Source organism: Kitasatospora sp. NPDC059160 (genome assembly GCF_042755465.1).
Classification (GTDB): domain Bacteria; phylum Actinomycetota; class Actinomycetes; order Streptomycetales; family Streptomycetaceae; genus Kitasatospora.
Map to the genome: position 1 here is coordinate 70,454 of NZ_JBHZCN010000018.1, position 21,983 is coordinate 92,436.

Consider the following 21,983-nt stretch of genomic DNA (forward strand, 5'->3'; position numbering starts at 1 on the left):
TGGAAAACAAGGAGGATGACGGATGAACAGGAACCTCAGGGCCGCCGCGCCGATGGTCTACGCGGCGCTCGTGGTCGGCGGCTTCATGATCAGCTCCCCGATCGGCGTCGGTGTCTGCGTGGTGGGCGGGATGCTGCTCGGCGCCCTGTACGTGACCACCAACGGCGGCGGCCGCGACCGGAGGCGTGACCGGAGGGACGACGACCGGTAGGGGCACGGCCGGAACCGCGTCCGCCACCGGTGGCGGACGCCGGTCAGAGCCAGCCGCGGGTGCGCGCGATCTTGGCCGCGTCGGTCCGGTTGCGCGCGCCCAACTTGGCCATCGCACTGGACAGGTAGTTGCGGACGGTCCCCTCGGCCAGGCACAGGCGCGCCGCGATCGCGGCGTTGCCGGCCCCGTCCGCGACCGCCCGCAGCAGCTCCCGCTCCCGCTCCGTCAGCGGATCGGCGGCGTCCCACGCGGCCACCGCCAACTCCGGCGCGACCACCCGCTCGCCCGCGTGCACCCGGCGCAGCGCGGCCGCCAGCTCGCCGATCGGCGCGTCCTTGAGCAGGTACCCGGACACCCCGGCGTCCACCGCGCGCCGCAGGTAGCCGCTGCGCGCGAAGGTGGTCACGATCAGCACCCGGGTCGGGTCGCCCAGGCGGTTCAGCTCCACGGCCAGGTCCAGACCGGTGCGGCCGGGCATCTCGATGTCGGTCACCAGCACGTCCGGCCGGTGCTCGCGCACCGCGGCCAGCGCGTCGTCGCCGTTGGTCGCCGTCGCCACCACGGTGATGTCCGCCTGGAGGTCCAGCAGGGACGCGAACGCGCCCAGCACCATGCCCTGGTCCTCGGCCAGCACCACCCGGATCATCCGTTCACCGCCACCGGCACCGTGATGACCAACGTCGTACCGGCCGAGCCGGAGCGCTGCACCGCGCCGCCGATTTTCGCGATCCGCTCCCGGAGCCCGGTCAACCCGGTGCCCTCCGGGGCATCGCCGCCGATGCCGTCGTCCGCGATCACCAAGCGCACCCGTTCCTCGTCCGTGTCCAGTCCGATGCGGCAGGTGGCGGCCCGCGCGTGCCGGGCCACGTTCGTCACCGCCTCCCGGAGTGCCAGCCCCAGTTCGTGGTCGGTCGCCGCGAGCAGGGCCGGTTCCTCGGCACAGCGCACCCGCAAGGTCACCCCGGTCCCGGCCAGCGTACGCCGTGCCACCTCCAGCTCCGCGCGGACGGTGGTCCGCCGCCAACCGGTGACGGTACTGCGCACCGCGGCCAGCGCCTCCCGGGCGTTGCGCTCGATCTCCTCGGCCTCGGCGCGCGCCCGTTGCGGGTCGGCGAGCACCAGCTCCTTGGTCAGCTGCGCGCGCATCACCACCGCGGTCAGCGAGTGCCCGAGCAGGTCGTGGAGGTCGCGCGCGATCCGTTCGCGTTCCGCCAGCGTGGCGAGCAGTTCCACCTGCGAGGTGCGCAGCCGCTGGTTCTCCGCCTCCTGCCGCCGGTCGCGCTGCCGGAGTTCGAGCAGCCCGACCACCCAGATCATCACGAGCGCCGACGCGAAGCCCAACAGCCGGTAGGGGAGCGGCACCTGCGACAGCAGCGCGGTGCCGCAGTCCAGCACGGTCAGGCCGGCGAACCACCGCCGGGCGACGGGCCAGGGCAGCGCGTTGCCCGCGGCCGCCGCCGCGTAGATGAACAGCACGCTCGCGGCGGCGTTGAACGGCGTGGCCAGCGCGCCCAGCACGGCCATCGGCACCACGGAGGCCCAGACACTCCACGCCGACCGCCCGCGCAGCAGGGCCAAGGCGTACAGCAGCACCGTGGCCGCGCACACCGTGATCGCCAGCGGCCACTCCCACCGGTCGGGCGCCGGCGAGAAGTACGGCTGCGCCGGCATGAACAGCAGGTAGCCGAGGTAGACCCACTCCCAGGTCCGCAGCCGTTCGGCCACGGACCGGGGGGCGGCGCCGTCGAAGTCGCTCACCGCCGCCTCAGATCCGCGCGTGCCGGTAGGAGAGCGCCGCCGCACCCGCCGCCACCGCCGTGGTGACCAGCAGGGCGAGCACGTGGATCAGCGCGGTGCCGTCACCGAGTTGGGCGAGCCCGAGCTGGGCGAGGTGGTAGGTGGGCAGGAACTCGGCGATCTGCCGCACGACCGAGGGCAGCAGCCGGATCGGGATCCACAGCCCGGACAGCACCGCCAGCGGGAACAGCACCGCGTTGAGCAGCGCGACCGCCGCCCCCGGGCGGAACCGGAAGCCGACCGCCACGCTGAACAGCGTGAACGGGACGGTGCCCAGCAGCAGTACCACCGCCACCCGCAGCAGCGCCCAGGGCGAGGCGTGCAGCGTGCCGAAGGCTGCGGCCGCCACCCCCATCAGCGCCAGCACGCCCACCCCGTAGAGCAGCGCGGCGGTGGCCTTGGCGGCCAGGCTGATCCAGACCGGGACCGCGGAGACCCGTTTCATCCGCAGCCAGCCGAGGTCCCGGTCCTGGGCGACCCCGACCCCGGGTTGCAGGGAGGCGACGGTGATCACGCCGTAGGTGCCGAAGGTGGCCACCATCGCCGTACCGGCCGAGAGGCCCTGCACGGCGCCCTGCCCGTACAGCAGGTTGAACAGGACGAAGAAGCCGACCGGCATCAGGATGCCGAAGAACAACGAGGTGGGCTCCCGCACGATCGACCGGAGTTCGTCCCTCAACTCGGACCGGAAGACCCGCCCCAGTACCACGTTCACGCCGCCGCCCTGCCTTCCCGAGTACGTTCCGAGGCGTCATCACGGCCGTCGGTGAGTGCGACCACGGCCTCCGCCAGGCCGGCGTCCTGCACGCGCAGCTCCGACAGCTCCGGGTCGAGATCCAGCAGCACGCGCAACAGGTCCTCCGGCGAGCGGGTCTGGATCGTCACCAGCTCGTGCTCCCGGCCGACCCGGAGCACGCCCGGCAGCCGCTCCAGCTGCTCCTGGTCGAGGCCGGTCCGGACGGTCACCGTACGGTCCGGCAGCCGGGCCACCAGCTCCTGCGGCGGCGCGTCCGCCAGGATCCGGCCGCGGTCGAGCACCACCACCCGGTCCGCCAGGGCCGCGGACTCCTCGATCAGGTGGGTGGTCACCAGCACTGCGGCGCCCTGCGCCCGGCGCTCCGCCAGGACCTCCCAGAAGTGCCGCCGGGCCCGGGTGTCCAGACCGACCGTCGGTTCGTCCAGCACCAGCAGCGCCGGCTCGGTGACCAGCGCCATCGCCAGCTGGACCCGCTGCCGCTGGCCGCCGGAGAGTTTGGAGACCCGCCGGCGCGCCAGCTCGGTCAGCCCGAGCTCCGCCAGGACCGGACCGGCGGCCGTCGCCCGCAGCCCGCCGCGGACGGCGGCACCGCGCACCAGCTCGTCCACGGTCAGCGTGTTCGGGAACCCCAGGGTCTGCTGCGCCACACCCAGACGGCGGCGGGTCGCCGCGCGGCGCGGGTCACCGCCCATGATCCGCACCGTCCCCTGCTGCGGCGCGAGCAGGCCGACCGTGAGTGCCACCAGGGTCGACTTCCCGGCGCCGTTGGGGCCGAGCAGTGCGACGCACTCGCCCGGACCGACCCGCAGGTCCACGCCGTCCAGCGCGAGCGTCTCTCCGTACCGGTACCGCAGCCCTTCGGCCGTCAGCACCGCCTGTGTCGTTGCCATGGTCACCAGACTCCCGTCCGGTGACCGCGCGCGGCAGTGCCGCCGTGTCACCGGCCCGAGATGACGAAAGTCATCCCTGCGCGCCGGAGCTTTCCCGGGCGGGAGGGATCGGGGGTGCTCGCACTATAGCGGGGGCACGTGAACCGGCGAGCGGGCCGATCACGGATTCCGGCTCCCGGGGAGGCGTACGGGGCAGTGGGGCCGGACCGGCCGGGCGCACCAGGCCGCCCGTCCGGTCCGGGGGCGGGCCCGCTCCGCCGTGATGGCCGCCGACCGGGCCCGAAGGCTCAGGCGCACCAGAACAGGACCGGCTTGCAGGACGGTGTCGGCGTGGAGGTCGGCGTCGGCGTGGGCGCGGTCGGGCCGGGCGCGGGCCGGGTGGGCGGCGCCGCGGTGGGCTGCGCGGGCTGGGGTGCGGACGGCTCGACCGGGGCCGCCGGGCGGGACGGGGCGGCGGTCGTCCGCGACGCGCCGGGCCGGGTGGCGGTGACCGACGGCTGCGCCGGGGAGCTTGCCCTGCTCGGCTCCGCCGACGCCGTCGGGGGAGCGCTGACGGTCCCTCGGGTGGACGGCGCGACCACCGACGCGGACGCCGTCGTACCGCCCGGGGGGAGCGGAGCCGCAGAGCCGTCGCCCTCGCCGAAGGCGACCACCGCGGTGGCCAGTCCGCCCGCCGCCGCGCCGAGCGCGACCAGGCCGACCAGGGCGCCGCGCCGCCGGCTCGTCCGCCGCCGGGCCCTCCGGGGTGCGGGGGCCGCGGTGGGCGCGGCCGGGACCGGGCGTTCGGGCTCCTGCTGGGGGAGCGCCTCCTGCGGTCGCCCGCAGCCTGGGCAGGAGAGCGCGCCGTTGAGGTGTCGTTGGCAGAGCGTGCAGTAACTCATTCGATCTTCCGTAGGTGCCCGCGTGCCGTGCCGGGTGTCTGCGGAGCCTACGCAGGTCGGCCCCGCTCGCGACACCGGTTCGGCGCGGGGCTTCTGCGGAGATCGCGTGGGGTTCGCGTGAGCACGAACCGGTCGCCCCGCGGCGGCGCGGCCACGGGTCGCGGCCTCCGGCTGCGCACTCCCACGTGCAGCCCGAGGCCTCCCCGGCCTTCCGTCGGGAGCGCCCCAACGCCGCTCCGTCCGAAGGGAGTTCGAAGGCGGACGACCCTAGTGTCGGAGGTTCGGCGGGGGCGGGGGAAGGGTGTCGGCCCCCGGCGCCGGTTCCGGCCAGACCAGCAGGACGGGACAGGGGGCGTGGTCGACGACGAAGCGGGTGGCCGGCCCGAGGCTGTGGGGCCCCAGCCGGGTGCGGTCGCCGTCCCGGGCCAGGACCAGCAGCTCGGCCCCCTCCGCCGCGGCGACGACCTCGCGCTCGGTGCGGCCGCTGCGCTCCACCCGGGTGCAGGGCCGTCCGAGCCGGTCGGCGGCGGCGTCCAGGAGGTGCCGCCCCGAGGCGGCGGCGAGGCGTTCCACCTGGTCGCCGGGGTCGCGCTCGCGGTGGCCGCGCCCCAGCAGGCCGGCGAAGGCGCCGTGGGCGACGCCGGGGACGTCCTGGCCGCTGACGTGCAGCAGGACGAGCTCGGCGTCCTGCGGCGCGTGGACGCGGGCGGCGTCGACGCAGGCGGGCCAGGTGCCTTCGGCGATCCAGACGACGACGGTCACGGTGTCGGCCTCCTCGTGCTCAGACTCCGATGATCTGCAGGGACCCCCACAGTGCCACCACGGACAGCGTCAGGGCGGCGGGGACGACGAGCAGCCCGAGCCGGGTGAACTCGCCCAGGCCGATCTCGGTGTCGTGCTCGCGGACGATCCGCCGCCACAGCAGGGTGGCCAGCGAGCCCGCGTAGGTGAGGTTGGGGCCGATGTTCACCCCCAGCAGCACGGCCAGCACGGCGCCGGAGCCGGAGGGGACGGCCAGCGGGAGCAGCACCAGGGTGGCGGGCAGGTTGTTGATGACGTTCGCCAGGACGGCCGCCAGCGCCGCGACCCCCAGCAGGGCGGGCAGCGAGGTGCCGGCCGGGACGAGGTGCCCGAGCGCGGAGGCCAGCCCGTTGTCGACCACCGCCCGGACCACGATGCCGAGCGCGAGGACGAAGGCCAGGAACGGCACGGCGGCCGAGCGGACGATCGCCGCCGGGGAGGTACGGCGCCGGGCGAGCGCCCGGACAGCCAGCACCAGGGCACCGGCCGCGGCCGCCCAGGCCGGGTCGATGCCGACGACCGAGGTCAGCACGAAGCCGGCCAGTGTGCCCGCCACGGTGAGCAGGGCGAACAGCGGCATCTGCGGTGCCGCCACCTCGGTGTCGGGCGCGGTGCCCGGCTCCAGGTCGGTGGCGAAGAAGCGGCGCAGCACCACGTACTCGACGGCGATCGCCGCCAGCCAGGGCAGCGCCATTAGGGCGGCGAAGCGGGTGAAGCTGAGTCCGCTGGCGGTGAGGGCCAGCAGGTTGGTGAGGTTGGAGACCGGCAGCAGCAGCGAGGCGGTGTTGGACAGGTGGGTGCAGGCGTACAGGTGCGGCTTGGGGCGGGCGCCCAGCCGGGCGGCGGTGGCGAACACCACCGGCGTCAGCAGCACCACGGTGGCGTCCAGGCTGAGCACCGCCGTGACCACCGACGCGACGACGAACACCTGCGCCAGCAGCCGGCGCGGACTCCCGGCCGCGGTGCGGGCCATCCACGCCCCGCAGGCGCGGAACAGCCCCTCGTCGTCGCACAGCTTCGCCAGCACCAGCACGGCCGCGAGGAACCCGATCACCGGCCCGAGCCGCTCCGCCTCGGCCACCGCGTGCGCCCACGGGATCGCCCCGGTGGCGACCACCAGCCCCGCCGCCGGCACCGCGACCACCGCCTCCGGCCACCCCCACGGCCGGGCCACCGCACCGACCAGCACCAGGACCAGCAGGCCGACGGACAGCGCTTCGGCGAACGACGTACTCAGGGTCCTGCTCCTCGCGGGCGGCGGTGACGACGGCACCCATCGAACCAGAGCTCCCCGGACCGCGGCACCTCAGGAGGGGTTCGGCGGTGTGACCGCCACCATCCTGGACGACCCGGAGGCCCGTCAGTCCCGCTCCCGGCCGAAGGAGGAGGGCGCGGTCGGCAACGGATCCGGCCAGACGCCCCGCTCGGACAGGTGGAGGACGAGGGCGGCGATGTTCCAGGCGTCGTCCTCGCCGCGGTGGTGACGGCCTTCGAGTCGCCGCCCGGCGAGCTCCAGGGCCTGCGCCATGCCGGGGCGTTTGCGCAGGCCGTACGCCTCGGTGAAGACGATCTTGGCGTTGGTGTGGCTTCGGCCGAAGGGATAAGGCGTCCGGGTGGACTGGCACTGCCGGGTGAACTGGTTGCGGTCGTAGTCGCCCCAACTGGCCCACGGGCGGGACCCGGCGTGGTGTTCGGTCGCCAGCAGCCGGCACGCCTCGGCGAAGCTGACCCCGCCGTCCACCTCCTGTTGGGTGAGGCCGGTCAGCTCCGTGCAGAACTCGCTGACCGTGGACCGGGCGGGGCGTACCAGGATCCGGTGCCGGGCGAGGCGTTCCGCGGTGGTCAGGTCGACGACGGTCAGCCCGATCTCGATGATCTCGCTGACCGCGCCCTGCGGTTCGCCGCGGGCCCAGCAGGTGGCCTCGATGTCCACGACGTTCAGGAGCCGCTCGGCCCCGGTGCTGTCCATGGCGGAAGCGTAGGGACGAGGGGTGGGCGGGGCACCTGGATTTCTCCTGCTGTCCTGGTCGTGGGGCCCCGGCGGAGATCAGGCCCGGGCGAGAGCCTCGTCCGGGCGGCTCGCCTCGGCGGCCGGGGCCTGGGCGGCCCAGCGGCGGGCGAGGACGGCGCAGACCATCAGCTGCAGCTGGTGGAAGAGCATCAGCGGCAGCACCATCAGTCCGGCGGCGGCGCCGGGGAAGAGGACGGCGGCCATCGGGACGCCGCTGGCCAGGCTCTTCTTGGAGCCGCAGAAGACGATCGCGATCAGGTCGCCCCGGTCGAAGCCGAGGCGGCGGCCGCCCAGCAGGGTGACGATCAGGACCAGGGCCAGCAGCGCGGACTCGACCGCCAGCAGGGCGGCCAGCCGGGGCAGGGAGAGCGTGGCCCACATCCCGCCGACGACGGCGGCGCCGAAGGCGCTGTAGACGACCAGCAGGATCGAGCCGCGGTCCACCAGGGAGAGGACGGAGCGGTGGCGGACCGTCCAGGGGGCGATCCAGCGGCGCAGCACCTGGCCGGCGGCGAAGGGCAGGAGGAGTTGTTCGGCGATCTCCAGTACGGTGCCCGGCGAGATGCCGCCCCTGGTGTGCAGGAGGGCGGCGGCGAGCAGCGGGGTCAGGAGGATGCCGAAGAGGCTGGAGAAGGTCGCGCTGCAGACCGCGGCGGCGGTGTTGCCGCGGGCGATGGAGGTGAAGGCGATCGAGGACTGCACGGTGGAGGGCAGCAGGGTCAGGAACAGCAGGCCCTGGTAGAGCTCGGGTGGCAGGACGCTCGGTACCAGCAGGTGGGCGGCTGTTCCGAGCAGGGGGAAGAGGACGAAGGTGACGGCGAGCACGGTGGTGTGCAGTCGCCACTGCTTGAGTCCGTTCCAGGCCTCGCGGGCGGAGAGCCGGGTGCCGTAGAGGAAGAACAGCACGGCGACCCCGGCGGTGGCCGCGTCCGAGACGACCGGTGCGGCGGCGCCGCGGGCGGGGAGCAGGGCGGCGACCAGCACGGTGCCGAGCAGGGAGGCGATGAACGGGTCGATCCGCAGGCGGGAGCGGAGGAGGCGGAGCGGGGTGTTCGGGCGGATCGGGGTCTTCGGGCGGGGCATGGTTCTCCGCGCTGGTGGTTCGGCTGGGACGGCCTCAGCCTGCCGTCCGTTCGGGTGAGTGGGAATCCCGCTGGCCGCACTCACTGTCATCATGATTCGTGATATCAGCGGATAGGCTGGCCGGATGTTCGATCCGGTGCAGTTGAGGTCCTTCCTCGCGGTGGCCCAGACCGGCGGCTTCACCCGCGCCGCCCAACGGCTGGGGCTACGGCAGTCGACGGTCAGCCAGCACGTGCGGCGGCTGGAGGAGGCCGCCGGCCGGCGGTTCTTCCTCCGCGACACCCACTCCGTGCAGCTCACCGGCGAGGGCGAGGAGATGCTCGGCTTCGCCCGGACGATCCTGGAGGCGCACGAGCAGGCACTCGACCACTTCGCGCGGACGCAGGTGCGCGGGCGGGTGCGCTTCGGCGCCTCGGAGGACTTCGTCCACACCGAACTGCCGCAGATCCTGCGGGGCTTCCGGCGGCGCAACCCCCAGGTCGACCTCGAACTCACCGTCGGACTCAGCGCCGTGCTCTACGAGCAGCTGGCCGACGGGCGGCTCGACCTGGTCCTCGGCAAGCGCCCGCCGGGCGGCGACGCCCAGGGCCAACTGGTCTGGCAGGACCGGCTGGTGTGGGCCGCGGCGGAGGACTTCCGGCTGGACCACCCGGCGCAGCCGCTGCCGCTCATCGTCTACCCGCCGCCCAGCATCACCCGGGCCCGCGCCCTGGAGGCCTGCGAACGCGACGGCCGCCCCTGGCGGATCGCCTGTACCAGCACCAGCCTCTCCGGGGTCCGGGCCGCCGCCCTGGCCGGCCTCGGCGTGGTGCCGCACGCCCGCAGCCTGATCCCGTCGGGCCTGCGGCCGCTGCCCGACCAACCGGGCCTGCCGGACCTGGGCACCACCGACTTCGCCCTCACCACCGGGCGCACCACCGCCCGCGGCCCGGCCCGGGCGCTGGCCCGGGCCGTCCTCGCGGACGCCTTCCGGCTGCACCGCGCCCCCACGGCGGGGGAGGCACCGGCTGCTGGGGAAACCCGCTGGTGAGGGGCGTTCGGAGCAACGTAGACTCCCGTGCTCGTGACCGAGACCTCCGCCGCCGCTTCGATACCCGGCCCCGCTGACGTACCGTCCGGCCGGGCCGACGTGCCGCCCGCCGCGCCGCCGGCGGACGGGCTGCCGACCGCCGATGCCGAGCTCGTCGCCGCGGCCGTGTCCGCCGCCGGGCGCGGCATGGTCGGGCGGGAGACGGTGGCCGAGGTGGTGGCGCTGTGCGCCGTCGCCGGGGAGCACCTGCTGGTGGTCGGCCCGCCCGGGACGGCCAAGTCGGAGGCGGTCCGGCGGGTCGCGGCGCAGCTCGGCGGGCGGTACTTCGAGTACCTGCTCGGCCGCTTCACCGAGCCCAACGAACTGTTCGGACCGGTCGACCTGCGCCGCCTGCGGGAGGGCCGGGTCGAGTTCGAGACCACCGGGATGCTGCCCGAGGCCGAGATCGCCTTCCTGGACGAGGTGTTCCTCGGCTCCACCGCCGTCCTGAACACCCTGCTCGGCCTGCTCAACGAGCGGGTCTTCCGGCGCGGTGGCACCGTGCTCGCCAGTCCGCTGCGGATCTGCGTCGGCGCGGCCAACCACCTGCCCGAGGACCCGGCGCTGGCCGCCTTCGCCGACCGGTTCCTCGCCCGGGTCTTCGTCGAACCCGTCGCCGACGGCCGACTGGAGGAACTCCTGGAGGCCGGCCGCCGCCCGGCCGCGCCCGTCGTCACCGGCGAGCTGCTCGGCGCCCTCGACCGGCTGACCGCGGCCGCCCGCCACTGCGACCTCGACGCCGTCACCCCGCTGCTGGCCACCGCGCTGCGCCGACTGCGCTCGGCCGGCGTCCCGGTCAGCGACCGACGGGCCGTGCGCTCGCAGAACCTGGTCGCCGCGGCCGCCGTCCTGGACGGTCGCACCGCCGCCTCCGCCCGCGACCTCTGGGTGCTCCCGCTGATCGCCCCCACCGCCGACACCCAGGCGCTCGCCCGCGAGGCCCTCGCCGACCTGACCGACCGGGCCGCCAACCGCAGCCTGGCGCACACCGCGGAGGAACTCTCCCGCAGCACCGCGGCCCGCGCCGAGCGCCTGCTGCGGTCGGGCACCGAGCTGCTCGCCGAACACGGCGGGCTGTCGGACGGCCAGGACTCCCGGCTGCGGCTGGAGGCCGTGCTGCGCGAGATCGACGCCGGGTTCGACCCGGCGGACCTGCCGGCGCCGCTGACCGGGCTCCGGGCCGGACTGGTCGCGGCGGTCACGGCGGGTGCGGCGGGCGTGGCGGGCCCGGCGGGTGCGGTCGTCACGGCGGGCGTGGCCGTCACGGCAGGCGCGGCGGTCGCCCCCTCGTGACCGGTGCCCCGCTCCGCTGGGAGCGCCGTGAACCACCGCTCGAACCGGTCGCCGTCCTCGCCCTCGGCGCTGCCGTCCCCGCCCTCGCGACCACGACGCGCGCCCGGCTGGCGGCCGGGCACAGGCTTGCTGTGGCAGCCGACGGGACGGCGCTGCTGGTCCTCGGCGAGGCGCCGGACCTGCCCTGGGCCGACGGCGCCCGCTACCTGGGCGAGGACGACGGCGTGCTGGTCCCGACCACGGCCCGCCCGCAGCCCGGCGCGGCCCTGTGGCGGGTGGCGCTCGGGACGGCGGACGGGCAGCTGTGCGTCCTCGTCCCCGGCCACGCGCTGGTCGGCGACCGGCCGGTGCCCGTCCGGGACCCGGCGGACCTGGACCGCTTCGTGGAGCCCGGCACCGGAGAACCGGGCAGCGGGGAGTCGGGAGGGCAGGCCCCGCGCAGTGGCGCGGAACGGGTGAACGAGCAGTGAGGGCCTGGACGGTGGAGCCGTACGAAGTGGAGCGGAGCGCAAGCGTGGGCAGCGGGGCGACGGTCGGGGACCTGGACGGGCGGACGGTGCTGCCGGACGAACCGGCGCTCGGCCGGGTCGAGGAGCAGTGCGTGCGGCCGGCGCGGGTGCGTCGATCGTGACCGCCGCGCTCGCGCCCTGGGCCGGGACGCTGTCCGCGCTCACCCCCGAACTCGCCACCGCGCTGGGCCCCTTGCTGCGCCGCCTGGACGCCCTGATCGGCGCGCAGGAGCCCGTCGCCGGATCCGAGGGCGAGCCGGACGGCTACGGCGGCCTGGCCCGCGGCCGACGGCCGGAGCGGCTGCTGCCCGCCGAGTGGCTGCTCGCCGAGGAGTACCCGGAGGAGTTCCTGCGCCGTTGGAGCGAGGGTGAACTCCTGGAGCTGGAAACCGAGTTGCGCACCCCCGAGAGCCGCGGCCAGGTGGTCGTGCTGGTGGACGCCGGACCGGCCCAGGCGGGCGCGGCGCGGCTGGTCCAGCTGGCCGCGCTGCTCGTGCTGCACCGCCGGGCGGCGGCCCGGGGCAGCGAACTGCTGGTCGGCGTCCTGGGGGACCCGCCCGGGCGGCTGATCGGCGGCGACCTCGCCGAACTGCTGCCGCGCTGGCTCAAGGCCCGGCAGCACACCGACCCCGAACCCGAGGACGTCCGGTACGCGGAGCGGGCGCTGGACCCGGCCGCGCAGTGCTGGCTGCTCACCTCGCCCCGGCTGGCGGCCCGGCTGCCCGCCCGGCGGCGCACGGTGGCGAGCGAGGAGGCGGGCTGGAGCGCGAAGGGCGCCGCCGGAGTGACGGTCCGGGTGGACGGCGGGTCGGCCGTCGAGCTGCCGCTGCCCCCGGCGCGCGTCGCGGTCCGGGCCCTGCGTGGCCGCGGCTTCCGGGCCTCCGCCCAGCTCGACGCCCAACTGCCCGCCGTCGGCGGGGCGCTGCCCGCGTTCACCACCGGCGCGGCCACCCTGCTGGCCCGGGGCCGGCACAGCGATGTGCTGATCGCCCTGGCGCTGTCGAGCGCGGGGGCCCCCGACGGTGCCACTCGCCCGCGCCGCCACGAGCTGTTCGGCCCGGTGATCGCGGCCGCGCGCACCAGCGGGCGGCTGCTGGTGCTGTGCGTGCGCAACGACCGGCTGGAACTCCACGTCAGCGGACGGGCGTTGAGCGACTCCGACGGCTACCGGATCAAGTCGGCGGCCGTCGGCCTGCCGGAGATCGGCTCCCCGGAGTTCGCCGAGCTGATGGCCCGGCCGGTGCTGCCGCTGCTGCGCGAGGGCGACGCCCTGGTGCTGCCGGTGGCCGGCCGCTGGCGCCGGATCGAGCGTGGCGGGCGGGTGTCGGAGGTCGGACCGGTCGTCTCCACCGCGGGCGGTCACCCGTTCCGGTTCGCGCGGGAGCCCCGGCTGTCGCCCGTCCGGCTGCCCGCCGACGCGGCCGGGGCGCCGCACCTGGTGCACGGCGGCGGCTCCGTCGGCTGGTCGGCGGACGGGCGGACCTGGGAGGTCCGCCCGGCCCGGGGCGAGCAGCGCCGGATCCGCATCGGGGAGGGGGAGAGCGAGGTGATCGGACTGGTCGAGGACGGCTTCGAACCCGTCCTGATCACCTGCACCCGGGCCGCGGGGCTGGTCCGCGCTGTCCGGGCCGACGCGGTCCGCACGCTCACCGCGCTCTCCGGCGGTACGACCGCCCCCGCCGTCCACCCCCGGTTGCCGCTGATCGCCGCCGAACCCCGCCCGGGCCGGGTGGTGGTGGCGAACGCGACCGACGGGCGCACCCATGCCGTGATCAGGAGCACCGACTGATGAGCAGTTCCACGACCGGCGGCCGCGTGGCGAGCAGCGCTGCGACCGGCGGTCCCGTGACGGGCGGCCCGGTCGTCGATGCGGCCGGGTTCCTCCTCGACGTGCCGCTGATCGGCGTCGCCGAGGCGGCCGAACGCGTCCTCGCGCACTGGCAGTCCGGCGCCCGGCTGAGTGAACTGCCGGACGGGCGCTGGCTGTTGCAGCTGCCCGAGCCGGTGCGGACCCGTACCGACCGGGCGCCCGGCGCGCCGCTGCACGCCGTCGGCGGGGCGCTGGCGACGAGCCCGGGGCAGACCGGCCGGTCCGGTGAACTGGTGCTCACCAGAGGTGACCTGACGGAGCGTCAGGTGTTGGCCGAGCTGCCGGACGTGGACCCCTCGGACTGGTTGGACCTGGGCGGGCTCACCCTCCACCGACTGGGCCCGGTCGGCACCCCCGTCGAGGCCGAACCGGTCGGGACGGACCTGCCGCGCCCGGCCGCCGTGGACCTGCGCGCCGCGGCCGGCGTCCCCGGGCGCAGCCGGCGGGCGGGGCGGCTGCTGGCCGGGCCGCGTCCGGGCGCCGCGAAGGCGCGCCGGATCTCCGGGGTCGTGACCGGCCTGGTGTTCGCGCTGGGCCTGTCCTTCCTGGCCTCGGTCGTGGCGACGGGGGTGCCCAAGGGGCCCGTGATCGTCCTTCCGGTGACGATCGGCGCGATCGCCGGACTGACGTACCGCCGCCGCTCCCGGGCCCGTCCGGCCGGGCGCACCGGGCGGCCCGGCAGGCCCGGCACCCGTGCCGCGGCGACGCGCGGCGCCGTCGACGGACGGGCGTGGTGGGCGTCCGTCGTACCGTTCGCACTGTGCCTGCTGCTCGGCGTCCTCGCCCTGGTGGCCGGCAGCCTCGGCGGCGGGCTCCTGCTGACGCTCCTCGGGGCACTCGGCAGCGCCCTGCTGGTGCTGCCGAGGATCCCGGCCTTCGCCGAACGCGTCCGCACCGCCCAGGGGGCGGCGGAGAGCGCCGGAGGCGTCGGTGCGCCCGGAACGGCCCCGGCCGCCCCCGCCCGGCGGCGTCCGCCCCGGCGCCCGGGCAGCCAGTGGCTGGCCCGGCTCGCCCTGCGCAGCCCCGCCGGGGCGCTCTTCCGGGAGCGCCACGCCCGCTACCTGCACCAGCTCTCCCGGTCCTTCCGGCAGCGCCGGTGGGAGGACGCCCTGCGCGACGCGATCCAGCTCTCCGGCGGCGCCGACGCGGGCCCGGAGCGGGGTCTGCTGACCCTGCGCCTGCCCGAGCGCTTCACGGGCGCCCTGCGGCCCAGCCCCCGGGAGCGCGGCGGGGCGCCGATGGCGACGCCGCTCAGCGGGCCGACCGTCCACGAGTACCTGACCGGCCTCTACCGGGAAGCCGCCGAGGCCCTGGAACGGGACGGGCGGATCGACGAGGCCGCGTACCTGCTCGCCGACCTGATGGCCGCGCCCGCCGAGGCCGTCGCCCTGCTGGACCGGCACGGCCGCACCGCCCAGGCCGCCGAACTCGCCGAAGGGCGCGGCCTGGCCGCGGAACTGGTGGTCCGGCTGCACTGGCGTGCCGGGAACCGGGACCGGGCCGTGCGGATCGCCCACCGGCGCGGCGCCTTCGCCACCGCCGTCGAACGGCTCACCGCCACCGACCCGGCGGCCGCCCGGGACCTGCGCGCCGCCTGGGTGGACCACCGCCGCCGGGCCGGGGACCGGCTGGGCGCGGTCGAGGCGGCCTGGCCGGACGAGACCTTGCGCCCGGGCGTGCTGCCGGACCTCCGGGAGGCCGCCGAACTCGGCGGCGCGGCCCGGGGAAGGGCGCTGGTCCACCTGCTCGCGCTCGGCGAGGACGTCGCGGCGCCGGTCCGCGCCGCGCTCACCGCGGCCGGGCCGAGCATCGCCGGGCCGAGCGGCGCCGGGCCGCAGGTCACGACGCCGGGAACCGCCGCGCCGCGCACCGAGCGCGCGGCCGCCGTCGCCGCCCTCGCCGAGCTGCGCTGCGCCGACCCGGCCCTCGACCGCGAGCTCGCCACCCTCGCCGTACGCTCCCTGGTGCGCACCGGCGGACTGTCCGGCCAAGCCGCCGTACGCTCCGAAAGCACCGTCCACAACCGGCTGTTGAAGCGCGCCGACCCGTTGGCCGCCGCCGACCTGCCGAAGCCCCGGCGGACCGGACCCGGCCGCGGCGGGGCGCTCGCCGTCACCGCCGCCGACCGCCCCGGCACCCTGCCCGTCCTGGACGCGGCCCGGCTGGACTCCGGCCTGGTGCTGGTGGCCTGCGGCCAGGCCGGCGTACGGCTGCTCGGCCCGGACGGCCGGACCCGCGCCCGCTGGGACGTGCCCGCCGAGCAGCTGGTGGTCGCCGACCACGGCGGCACCGCGCTGCTGGTCGCCCGCTACGGGGCGGTCCGCGAACTGTTCCGGCTCGACCTCGCCACCCGCCGGGTCGAGCGGTGGACGGCCCTGCGGGTGCGCGCGATCGTCCCCTCCTACGACGGCCGCCACCTGCTCACCGTCGACCAGGACGGCATCGCCGTGCTCGACACCGACGCCACCCGCCCGACCGTCGTCCACCGCGAACTCGGCAACGACCAGCAGGCGGTGGGCCGGATCGCCCGCACCCCCGCGAGCTGCGCCGTGGTCGTCCACACCCGGGCCGGCGGCCACACCGCCGAACTCACCGAACTGTGGCGCTGGGACCAGCCCGGCTGGGAGCTGCGCGCCCGCACGGCGGTCGACCTGGACGACGCCGACGACCGGGTGGCGCTCGCCGACGGACGGCTGCTGACCGCCCGGCCGGGCGAAGCCCCCGGGGCGACGGTGCTCAGCTGGACCGGCCGGGGCAGCGCCGAGCGGACCGTCACCGGCCCCCCGGTGGTGCTCGGCGCCGACGGCGCCCACTGGGCGTTCACCGAGCGCGCCGAGGACGGCCTGCGGGCCACCGTCGGGAGCACCTCCGGGACCGCCTTCACCGCTCTGCTGCCCGGGGCGACGACCGACCCCGCGCTCCGGCTGCGCGCCCACGCCGGGGCGGTGACCTGCTGGCACCGCGGCGGGCGGGTGTTCGCGGTGCGCGCGGACGGCACGGAGCTGCTGGCCAACCTGCGGGTCACGGCCGGCTGACGGTGATTGTTCGGATGGAGTTCGAGGAGGTGGGCCGGTGTCCTGGCCGGTGGTGATCGTTCTCGTCCCGGCGGAGCGGCGTCCGGAACTGGAGTCGCGCTTCCGCGCGCTCGGCCCGTTCTGGCACTGGCCGACGCCGCAGGACGACCAGGTGCAATGGGGAGGCAGCGCGTACTCCCTCGACCTGTCGGGGGAGGTGCTGCGCGACTACGAGCCGGAGCACCTGGACGAGGTCACGGCCCGGATCGGGGAGCCGTACGCCGTCCGCGTGGCGAGCGAGTCGATGGACGCGGCCCGGGCCCTGCTGCGGCACATCCTGCCGGGCCTCGCCGCGATCGTCGACACCGACCACTGGGAGCTCATCCCCTCCGACGACTTCCTCGGCCTGCTCGCCCGTCACCCCGGGTGGGACTGGCGCCGCGTCCCGAGCACGGAACTGCCCGGCGGGCCGGGGCCGTCGGGCGGGTCCGGGGCCGGGGACAGGTAGGCGTCCAGCCGGGCCGCGGCGGTGAGCATCGCCCGGCCCCGGGTGGTGAGGCGCTGCTGCCAGTCGTCCAGCGCCGCGGCCAGGGAGTCGGTGCCGCCCGCCGTGCGGACCTGCCGCACGACGGTGGTGATGTGGGCCAGCGGGTGGCCGCCGCGGCGCAGCAGGTGGGTCAGTTCGGCGTCGCGGACGTCCTCGGGGCGGTAGGAGCGGTGTCCGCCGGGGCGGTCGCGGGCCGGGGTGAGGATGCCGGCCGTCTCCCAGGTGCGCAGGGTGGCGGGGGTGAGGCCGAGCCGGTGGGCGAGTTCGCCGATGCTGAGCGGGCCGGGGAGGGAGCGGCCGGTCCCGGCCCGCTCGGGGGTCCGCCCCGAGGTGAGGTCCTCGACCGCCCGGCGGACGGTGGCGAGGGTCTCGCGGTCTCGGAGCAGCTGGGCGTGGCCCCGGTCGAGCGCCGTCAGGGCCTCGTCCGGACGGTCGGCGTTGACGGCGGACATCACCAGGGCCGCCGTCGCGTGCCCGAAGGCCGTGACGAGGGCGAGGAAGGCCCGCAGCGCGGCGGCGTGGCGCTCGGTGTAGATCCGGTAGCCGGTGGGGGTGCGCTCGGCGGGCGGCAGGAAGCCGTCGCGCTCGTAGTTGCGCACGGCCTGGGTCGAGAGGCCGTGCGCGCGGGCGAGGTCGGCAGGGCGCACGGCGGTGACCTCCGGATTTGAGACTTCTCATCGAGAATGCCGGGCCGAGACGCGGAAAGTCTCAACCGAGCTTTCAAGGATACGCTTGAGGTTCATGAGCCAGGACATCGGAGACTTCCGCACCCCTTCCTGCGAACTGCTGGCGCTCGGCGAGCCGACGCACCAGGAACCGGCCTTCGGGCTGGTCCGCAACCGGCTGTTCGCCCGACTCGTGGCCCAGGGCTTCCGCTCGATCGCCCTGGAGACCGACCAGGTGGCCGCACTGGTGGTGGACGACCACGTCCGGCACGGCGTGGGCACCCTCGACGCGGTGCTCGCCGAAGGCTTCACCCACGGCTTCGGTGCCCACCGGGCGAACCGCGAACTCGTCGCCTGGATGGGCGAGTTCAACCGCGACCGGGAGGCCGGGGAGCAAGTGGCGTGCCACGGCTTCGACCTCCCCACCGAGAACACCACGGCGCCCAGCCCGCGCCGCTACCTCGAACACGCCCGTGACTTCCTCCGGCTCGACCTGGACGTCGCCGCGCTGACGGGGGAGGACGAGCGCTGGGAACGCGAGGAGGCGATCCTCGACGCCGCCGCGTCACCCGGAGCCACCCCCGAGGCCGAACGGCTGCGCCGTACCGCCGACGACCTGCTCAACCAACTCTACGTACGCGCACCGGACTTGATCGCCGCGACCTCGCACGCCGAGTGGCTCCGGGCCGGTGTCCGGCTGCGGGCCGGGATCGGACTGCTGCGCTACCACGCCCAGGCGGCCGTCCAGGGCCTGGGGGCGAGCGCCCGGATCTCCGGCCTGATCCGGATGCGCGACGCCCTGATGGCGCAGAACCTGCTCGACATCCGCGCCGTCGAGGCCCGGCGCGGGCCGACCCTGGTGTTCGCCCACAACCGGCACCTCCAGCGCAACCCCAGCGCCTGGTCCCAGGGGGAACTGGACTGCGGCTGGAACGGCGCCGGCCACATCGTCGGCTCGCTGCTGGGGGAGCGCTACGTCTTCGTCGCGGGCAGCCTGGGGCGCAGCGCCGCGCTCGGGCTCGGCGAGCCGACTCCGGGGACGTACGAGGCACGGCTGCAGACCGGCGGTGGGGCCTGGCGGCTGACCGCCCCGCCGGTCCCGGGCACGGCCCGCACCCGCACCGACACCACCCCGCGCCAGGGCTACTTCCCGCTCGACCCGGAGACCCTCGACGGCGCCGCGGCGCTGCTGCACATCGCCGACGGCGCGGCGGCCGCCGGGTAGCGGCTCCTCACGGCCCCGGGTAGGCCGCCCGCAGATGGGCGAGCAGGGCGGCGGTCGGCGGCGCCGGGGGCCGCTCGCTCGGCCAGGCCAGCGCGACCCGCACCCGGGGGACGGGATCGGCCAGCCGCCGGACGGCCACGCCGGCGGCCGGCTCCCGGTCCGGCAGCACCGCCACGCCCAGTCCGTGCGCGGTGAGTTCGGCCAGCTGTGGCGGCGCGGCGGCCTCGACCGCCACGGTCGGGGCCGCGCCCGCCTCTGCGAGGGCGCGCTCCAGCGCCGTCCGCAGGCCGGTGCCGGGCGGTGTGCTCACCAGGGCGTGCCCGGCGAGCGCGGCGACGGGCAGCGGGCCGTCGCCGCGGGCGAGCGGGTGGTCCGCCGGGCAGAGCGCGACCAGCGGGACCTCCAGCACGGGGTGCAGGGCGAGTCCGGCCAGTGCCGTCCAGCCGTCGTCGTCCGCCCGCCCGCTCGCGACGGCGGGCAGGCCGATCACGGCGAGGTCGAGCCGCCCCTCGCGCAGGGCGCCGAGCATCCCGGCGGTGGTGTCCTCGGCGAGCGCGAAGTCGATGCCGGGGTGCTCCTGACGGAAGGCGGCCAGCGTGGTGGCGAGCCCCGGGAGGGCGCCCAGGGCGGGTGGCGGGGCGAGCGCCGCGCCCGCGACCATGCCGAGCCGTACCCGCCCGCACCGCAGGCCGTCGAACTCCTGCGCCGTCCGCCGGGCGGCCGCCGCGGCGGCGAGCGCGGCCCGGGCGTGCGGCAGCACCGCCTCGCCGACCCTGGTCAGCCGCACCGTGCGGCCCGAGCGGTCCAGCAGCCGGTGGCCCAACTCCCGTTCCAGCTGCCGGATCTGGGCGCTCACTCCGGGCTGGCTCAGGTGCAGCAGCTCGGCGGCGCGGGTGAAGCTGCCGTGCCGGGCGACGGTGACGAAGTACTGGAGCTGCCGGAGTTCCATAACCGATGATCATAGGTGGCAGAACGATCCGGTCTTGGACGGGCGGACGACTCCCGTCGCAGGCTGGGGACATGAACAGCGCGCAGCAGGACCACGGCGTCGAATGGATCCGCGAGCAGGTCGCGGGGGAGCGGCGCGACCTCGCCGAGGTGTTGGCCGGCCTCACCCCGCGGCAGTGGAACGCGCCCTCGCTGTGCGAGGGTTGGCGGGTCCGCGAGGTGGCCGCCCACATGGGCACCGGCTTCCGCTACTCCACCGCCCGGACCCTCGGGGAACTCCTCCGCTCCGGTGGGAACGTCCACCGGATGGCCGACCGGATCGCCCGCCGCGACGCCGCCGCCCTCACCACGGACCGGCTGGCCGCCGCCCTGTCCGAGCACGCCGGGCACCCCTGGCGGCCCCCGGTCGGCGGCCGGATCGCCGCCCTCGCCCACGACGCGGTGCACGGCCTGGACATCACCGTCGCCCTCGGCCTGCCGCCGCGCCTGCCCCTGCACCGCGGCACCGCCCTGCTGGGCGGGGTCTCGCCCCGCAGCCTGCGCTTCTTCGGCGCCCGGCTGGAGGGGGTACGGCTGCGCGCGACGGACGCGGACTGGTCGTACGGCCCCGGTCCGCTGCCGGTGGAGGGGCGGGCGGAGCACCTGCTCCTGGTGGCGTACGGGCGTCGGCTCCCGGCGGGCCTGTTGACCGGAGCGGGCGCGGAGCGCTTCACGGATCGGGCCGACCGGTGACACCGGCCGGCCCGGCCCCGCGCCGGGTGGCGCCCGGGTGTGGCGCCTGGGTGTGGCGCCTGGGTGTGGTGCCCGGGATCAGAGTGAGTCGCAGTACCGCGCGAACGCGGCCCGGGTCCCGGTGCCGGCGTCGCCGTCGATGGCGCCGGTGTAGCCCCAGTTGCTCTTCAACCAGCGCTGCAGCGCCTCCACCGTGTGGGTCCCGACGATGCCGTCGATGGCGTCGGTGTAGCCCCAGTCGGCGCGCAGGAACCGCTGCATGGCCTGCCAGCTGCCGGTGCCGAGCTGGCCGTCGATCGCGCCGGTGTAGCCCCAGTACTGCTTGAGCGGGGCCTGGAGCTTGGCGGCCTGCGAGGTGCTCAGCCCGAGGTTGACGACCGCCGCCAGCCCGGCGGGCCCGGATTCCGCCGCCTGCTGGACGCCGGCCGGCGTCGCCGCGACGGCGGCACCGGCACCGGCCAGGCCGCCGACGGCGATGCAGGCCACGGCCGTGGCACCGACGACCGCCTTCACCAGAACGTTCGAGCGCATGTGCAGCCCCCTTCGGGACACCCGCGGGACGGGTGACTTGTCTGGACACCGTCACTCTGGCACGGGTGCCGCCGCCCACGAACCGAACCGGGCCGGATGGCCGGTACTGCGCCCACACTGGCCGACCGGCGGAGCTTCGAACCCGAACCTCCGCCTCCACCGGCGGGCCGGGCCGGGGCGGGCCCTCAGACGGACTGTCCGACCGGCCGGATCACGACGGTGTTCACGTCGACGCCGGCCGGCTGGCGCACCGCCCACACGATGGAGTCGGCGATCTGGTCCGCGGTCAGGTTGAGGCCCTGGGGGGCGCCGCCCGCGCCCTCCCAGAAGTTGGTCTCCACCCGGCCGGGGGCGACCAGGGTGACGCCGATCCCGTCGGCGGTGACCATCCGGCGGGTGTTCTCGGCGAGGCCGGTCACCGCCCACTTGGTGGCGCCGTAGATGTTGCCGGGGGTGTGGACCAGGCCGGCGACGCTGCCGATCAGCACGATCCGGCCCTTGGACTCCTTCAATGCGGCCAGCGAGGACCGGATGAGCAGGGCCGGGCCGAGCACGTTGGTGAGGACCATGTCACGCCAGCCGGCCGGGTCGCCGTCGGCGAGCGAGTCGTGGGTGGCGTAACCGGCGTTGGCGACGACGGTGTCCAGCCGCCCGAAGGTCCGGACGGTGGCCTGGACGGCGGCCTCGACGGCCTCGTGGTCGGCGGCGTCGGCGGCGACGGTGAGCAGGGTGTCCGGCTTCGCGGCCGCCTCCTCCGCGAAGCGGGCGAGCCGGGAGCCGTCGCGGCCGGTGACGGCCACCCGGTGGCCCTCGGCGAGCAGTCGGCGGGCGGTGGCGGCGCCGATGCCGCTCGAACCGCCGGTGATGAGGGTGACGGGCGAGTCGGTCACGGGGTGGTGCTCCTTGTTCCTCGGTGTGGAGCGGTGACCACTGTCCCTCTCTCCTCACGGGCCGGAAGCTGATCGTGTCGCGTCAAACAACGTATTGATCGTTTGTCGTGCCAGGCAAGATCCCGCCGGGGTTCTGGCCGAAAACCTTCGGGTCTGACGCCTCGTCAGCTTCGATCCGCCGGTGGCGGGGCCCGAGGATCTTGCTTTCGGTGCCCGGCCCCGGTCGGCGGGCCGTCGTCGGCCGGGGCCGGTGGGCTGT

At 76.1% G+C, this 21,983-nt stretch carries 23 protein-coding genes; 10 read left to right on the forward strand and 13 right to left on the reverse strand.

Translation table 11 applies throughout. The features are described 5' to 3' along the window. Window positions 1–22 precede the first annotated feature (22 nt). Window positions 23–211 carry a hypothetical protein gene (locus ACFXOZ_RS10535; protein ID WP_375891053.1) on the forward strand — a complete coding sequence of 63 codons (189 nt, stop codon included), beginning with the start codon at window positions 23–25 and terminating at the stop codon, window positions 209–211. Window positions 212–254: 43 nt separating this feature from the next. On the opposite strand, the gene ACFXOZ_RS10540 is transcribed toward ACFXOZ_RS10535, so the two are convergent. The 9 genes from ACFXOZ_RS10540 to ACFXOZ_RS10580 all read right to left on the reverse strand — a co-directional run bounded on the left by ACFXOZ_RS10540 (window position 255) and on the right by ACFXOZ_RS10580 (window position 8,431). Continuing rightward, on the reverse strand, window positions 255–857 hold the full coding sequence (locus tag ACFXOZ_RS10540) for a response regulator transcription factor (protein ID WP_375891055.1): 603 nt from the start codon (window positions 855–857) through the stop codon (window positions 255–257). Continuing rightward, window positions 854–1,969 carry a sensor histidine kinase gene (locus ACFXOZ_RS10545; RefSeq protein WP_380589255.1) on the reverse strand — a complete coding sequence of 372 codons (1,116 nt, stop codon included), beginning with the start codon at window positions 1,967–1,969 and terminating at the stop codon, window positions 854–856. The genes ACFXOZ_RS10540 and ACFXOZ_RS10545 overlap by 4 nt, the downstream gene beginning before the upstream one ends. A 7-nt stretch (window positions 1,970–1,976) precedes the next feature. Then, window positions 1,977–2,723: an ABC transporter permease gene (locus ACFXOZ_RS10550; RefSeq protein ID WP_380589257.1), complete on the reverse strand. Its 747-nt coding sequence runs from the start codon at window positions 2,721–2,723 to the stop codon at window positions 1,977–1,979. Further along, window positions 2,720–3,655, reverse strand: a complete 936-nt coding sequence (locus tag ACFXOZ_RS10555; protein ID WP_380523061.1) for an ABC transporter ATP-binding protein — start codon at window positions 3,653–3,655, stop codon at window positions 2,720–2,722. The genes ACFXOZ_RS10550 and ACFXOZ_RS10555 overlap by 4 nt, the downstream gene beginning before the upstream one ends. A 287-nt stretch (window positions 3,656–3,942) precedes the next feature. Further along, window positions 3,943–4,536: a hypothetical protein gene (locus tag ACFXOZ_RS10560; RefSeq protein ID WP_380589260.1), complete on the reverse strand. Its 594-nt coding sequence runs from the start codon at window positions 4,534–4,536 to the stop codon at window positions 3,943–3,945. Window positions 4,537–4,803: 267 nt separating this feature from the next. Next, window positions 4,804–5,298 carry a universal stress protein gene (locus tag ACFXOZ_RS10565; protein ID WP_375891064.1) on the reverse strand — a complete coding sequence of 165 codons (495 nt, stop codon included), beginning with the start codon at window positions 5,296–5,298 and terminating at the stop codon, window positions 4,804–4,806. A 19-nt stretch (window positions 5,299–5,317) separates the two neighbouring features. Beyond that, window positions 5,318–6,574, reverse strand: a complete 1,257-nt coding sequence (locus ACFXOZ_RS10570; RefSeq protein WP_380589327.1) for an arsenic transporter — start codon at window positions 6,572–6,574, stop codon at window positions 5,318–5,320. Window positions 6,575–6,697: 123 nt separating this feature from the next. Continuing rightward, a complete protein-coding gene (locus tag ACFXOZ_RS10575; RefSeq protein ID WP_380523063.1) occupies window positions 6,698–7,306 on the reverse strand; it encodes an exonuclease domain-containing protein in 609 nt (202 codons plus the stop codon). Between the two features lie 78 nt (window positions 7,307–7,384). After that, window positions 7,385–8,431: a bile acid:sodium symporter family protein gene (locus ACFXOZ_RS10580; RefSeq protein WP_380589263.1), complete on the reverse strand. Its 1,047-nt coding sequence runs from the start codon at window positions 8,429–8,431 to the stop codon at window positions 7,385–7,387. Between the two features lie 124 nt (window positions 8,432–8,555). On the opposite strand from ACFXOZ_RS10580, the gene ACFXOZ_RS10585 reads away from it, so the two are divergent. The 7 genes from ACFXOZ_RS10585 to ACFXOZ_RS10615 are packed head-to-tail and all read left to right on the forward strand — an operon-like array spanning window position 8,556 to window position 16,694. Beyond that, window positions 8,556–9,461, forward strand: a complete 906-nt coding sequence (locus ACFXOZ_RS10585) for a LysR family transcriptional regulator (protein ID WP_375891069.1) — start codon at window positions 8,556–8,558, stop codon at window positions 9,459–9,461. 33 nt (window positions 9,462–9,494) lie between these two features. Continuing rightward, window positions 9,495–10,793: an AAA family ATPase gene (locus ACFXOZ_RS10590; protein ID WP_380589266.1), complete on the forward strand. Its 1,299-nt coding sequence runs from the start codon at window positions 9,495–9,497 to the stop codon at window positions 10,791–10,793. Beyond that, the gene (locus ACFXOZ_RS10595) at window positions 10,790–11,263 is read left to right on the forward strand and encodes a hypothetical protein (protein ID WP_380589269.1); all 474 of its coding nucleotides are present in this window, start codon (window positions 10,790–10,792) and stop codon (window positions 11,261–11,263) included. Before ACFXOZ_RS10590 ends, ACFXOZ_RS10595 begins: the two co-directional genes overlap by 4 nt. 26 nt (window positions 11,264–11,289) lie before the next feature. Beyond that, a complete protein-coding gene (locus tag ACFXOZ_RS10600; RefSeq protein WP_380523068.1) occupies window positions 11,290–11,424 on the forward strand; it encodes a hypothetical protein in 135 nt (44 codons plus the stop codon). Then, window positions 11,421–13,091: a hypothetical protein gene (locus ACFXOZ_RS10605; protein ID WP_380589272.1), complete on the forward strand. Its 1,671-nt coding sequence runs from the start codon at window positions 11,421–11,423 to the stop codon at window positions 13,089–13,091. Before ACFXOZ_RS10600 ends, ACFXOZ_RS10605 begins: the two co-directional genes overlap by 4 nt. Next, window positions 13,091–16,207 (forward strand): bpX6 domain-containing protein, encoded by a 3,117-nt coding sequence (locus tag ACFXOZ_RS10610; RefSeq protein WP_380589275.1) that lies wholly within the window; start codon window positions 13,091–13,093, stop codon window positions 16,205–16,207. The genes ACFXOZ_RS10605 and ACFXOZ_RS10610 overlap by 1 nt, the downstream gene beginning before the upstream one ends. A 37-nt stretch (window positions 16,208–16,244) precedes the next feature. Further along, entirely contained in the window at window positions 16,245–16,694 is a 450-nt protein-coding gene (locus ACFXOZ_RS10615) for a hypothetical protein (RefSeq protein ID WP_380589278.1), read from the forward strand. Here the strand turns inward: ACFXOZ_RS10615 and ACFXOZ_RS10620 are convergent. Beyond that, window positions 16,604–17,380 (reverse strand): TioE family transcriptional regulator, encoded by a 777-nt coding sequence (locus tag ACFXOZ_RS10620; RefSeq protein ID WP_380589281.1) that lies wholly within the window; start codon window positions 17,378–17,380, stop codon window positions 16,604–16,606. The two genes, ACFXOZ_RS10615 and ACFXOZ_RS10620, sit on opposite strands and share 91 nt — an antisense overlap. 94 nt (window positions 17,381–17,474) lie before the next feature. Here ACFXOZ_RS10620 and ACFXOZ_RS10625 point away from each other — a divergent pair, with 94 nt between their 5' ends. After that, window positions 17,475–18,623, forward strand: coding sequence for an erythromycin esterase family protein (locus ACFXOZ_RS10625; RefSeq protein WP_380589284.1), 1,149 nt, complete (start codon window positions 17,475–17,477; stop codon window positions 18,621–18,623). Window positions 18,624–18,630: 7 nt separating this feature from the next. On the opposite strand, the gene ACFXOZ_RS10630 is transcribed toward ACFXOZ_RS10625, so the two are convergent. Further along, a complete protein-coding gene (locus ACFXOZ_RS10630; protein WP_380589287.1) occupies window positions 18,631–19,572 on the reverse strand; it encodes a LysR family transcriptional regulator in 942 nt (313 codons plus the stop codon). 71 nt (window positions 19,573–19,643) lie between these two features. Here ACFXOZ_RS10630 and ACFXOZ_RS10635 point away from each other — a divergent pair, with 71 nt between their 5' ends. Beyond that, the gene (locus ACFXOZ_RS10635) at window positions 19,644–20,303 is read left to right on the forward strand and encodes a maleylpyruvate isomerase family mycothiol-dependent enzyme (protein ID WP_380589290.1); all 660 of its coding nucleotides are present in this window, start codon (window positions 19,644–19,646) and stop codon (window positions 20,301–20,303) included. 78 nt (window positions 20,304–20,381) lie between these two features. Here the strand turns inward: ACFXOZ_RS10635 and ACFXOZ_RS10640 are convergent, their stop codons facing one another. Then, on the reverse strand, window positions 20,382–20,834 hold the full coding sequence (locus tag ACFXOZ_RS10640; protein WP_380589293.1) for a peptidoglycan-binding protein: 453 nt from the start codon (window positions 20,832–20,834) through the stop codon (window positions 20,382–20,384). Between the two features lie 185 nt (window positions 20,835–21,019). Further along, complete coding sequence (locus ACFXOZ_RS10645) at window positions 21,020–21,724, reverse strand: SDR family oxidoreductase (RefSeq protein ID WP_380523077.1); 705 nt, start codon at window positions 21,722–21,724, stop codon at window positions 21,020–21,022. Between the last annotated feature and the right edge of the window lie 259 nt (window positions 21,725–21,983).

Excerpts from the sequence above, each read along its gene's own strand:
- ACFXOZ_RS10560 (WP_380589260.1), bottom strand. The coding sequence starts at position 4,536 with ATGAGTTACTGCACGCTCTGCCAACGACACCTCAACGGCGCGCTCTCC.
- ACFXOZ_RS10580 (WP_380589263.1), bottom strand. The coding sequence starts at position 8,431 with ATGCCCCGCCCGAAGACCCCGATCCGCCCGAACACCCCGCTCCGCCTC.
- ACFXOZ_RS10535 (WP_375891053.1), top strand. The coding sequence starts at position 23 with ATGAACAGGAACCTCAGGGCCGCCGCGCCGATGGTCTACGCGGCGCTC.
- ACFXOZ_RS10630 (WP_380589287.1), bottom strand. The coding sequence starts at position 19,572 with ATGGAACTCCGGCAGCTCCAGTACTTCGTCACCGTCGCCCGGCACGGC.
- ACFXOZ_RS10625 (WP_380589284.1), top strand. The coding sequence starts at position 17,475 with ATGAGCCAGGACATCGGAGACTTCCGCACCCCTTCCTGCGAACTGCTG.
- ACFXOZ_RS10585 (WP_375891069.1), top strand. The coding sequence starts at position 8,556 with ATGTTCGATCCGGTGCAGTTGAGGTCCTTCCTCGCGGTGGCCCAGACC.
- ACFXOZ_RS10640 (WP_380589293.1), bottom strand. The coding sequence starts at position 20,834 with ATGCGCTCGAACGTTCTGGTGAAGGCGGTCGTCGGTGCCACGGCCGTG.
- ACFXOZ_RS10575 (WP_380523063.1), bottom strand. The coding sequence starts at position 7,306 with ATGGACAGCACCGGGGCCGAGCGGCTCCTGAACGTCGTGGACATCGAG.
- ACFXOZ_RS10610 (WP_380589275.1), top strand. The coding sequence starts at position 13,091 with ATGAGCAGTTCCACGACCGGCGGCCGCGTGGCGAGCAGCGCTGCGACC.
- ACFXOZ_RS10540 (WP_375891055.1), bottom strand. The coding sequence starts at position 857 with ATGATCCGGGTGGTGCTGGCCGAGGACCAGGGCATGGTGCTGGGCGCG.
- ACFXOZ_RS10635 (WP_380589290.1), top strand. The coding sequence starts at position 19,644 with ATGAACAGCGCGCAGCAGGACCACGGCGTCGAATGGATCCGCGAGCAG.
- ACFXOZ_RS10555 (WP_380523061.1), bottom strand. The coding sequence starts at position 3,655 with ATGGCAACGACACAGGCGGTGCTGACGGCCGAAGGGCTGCGGTACCGG.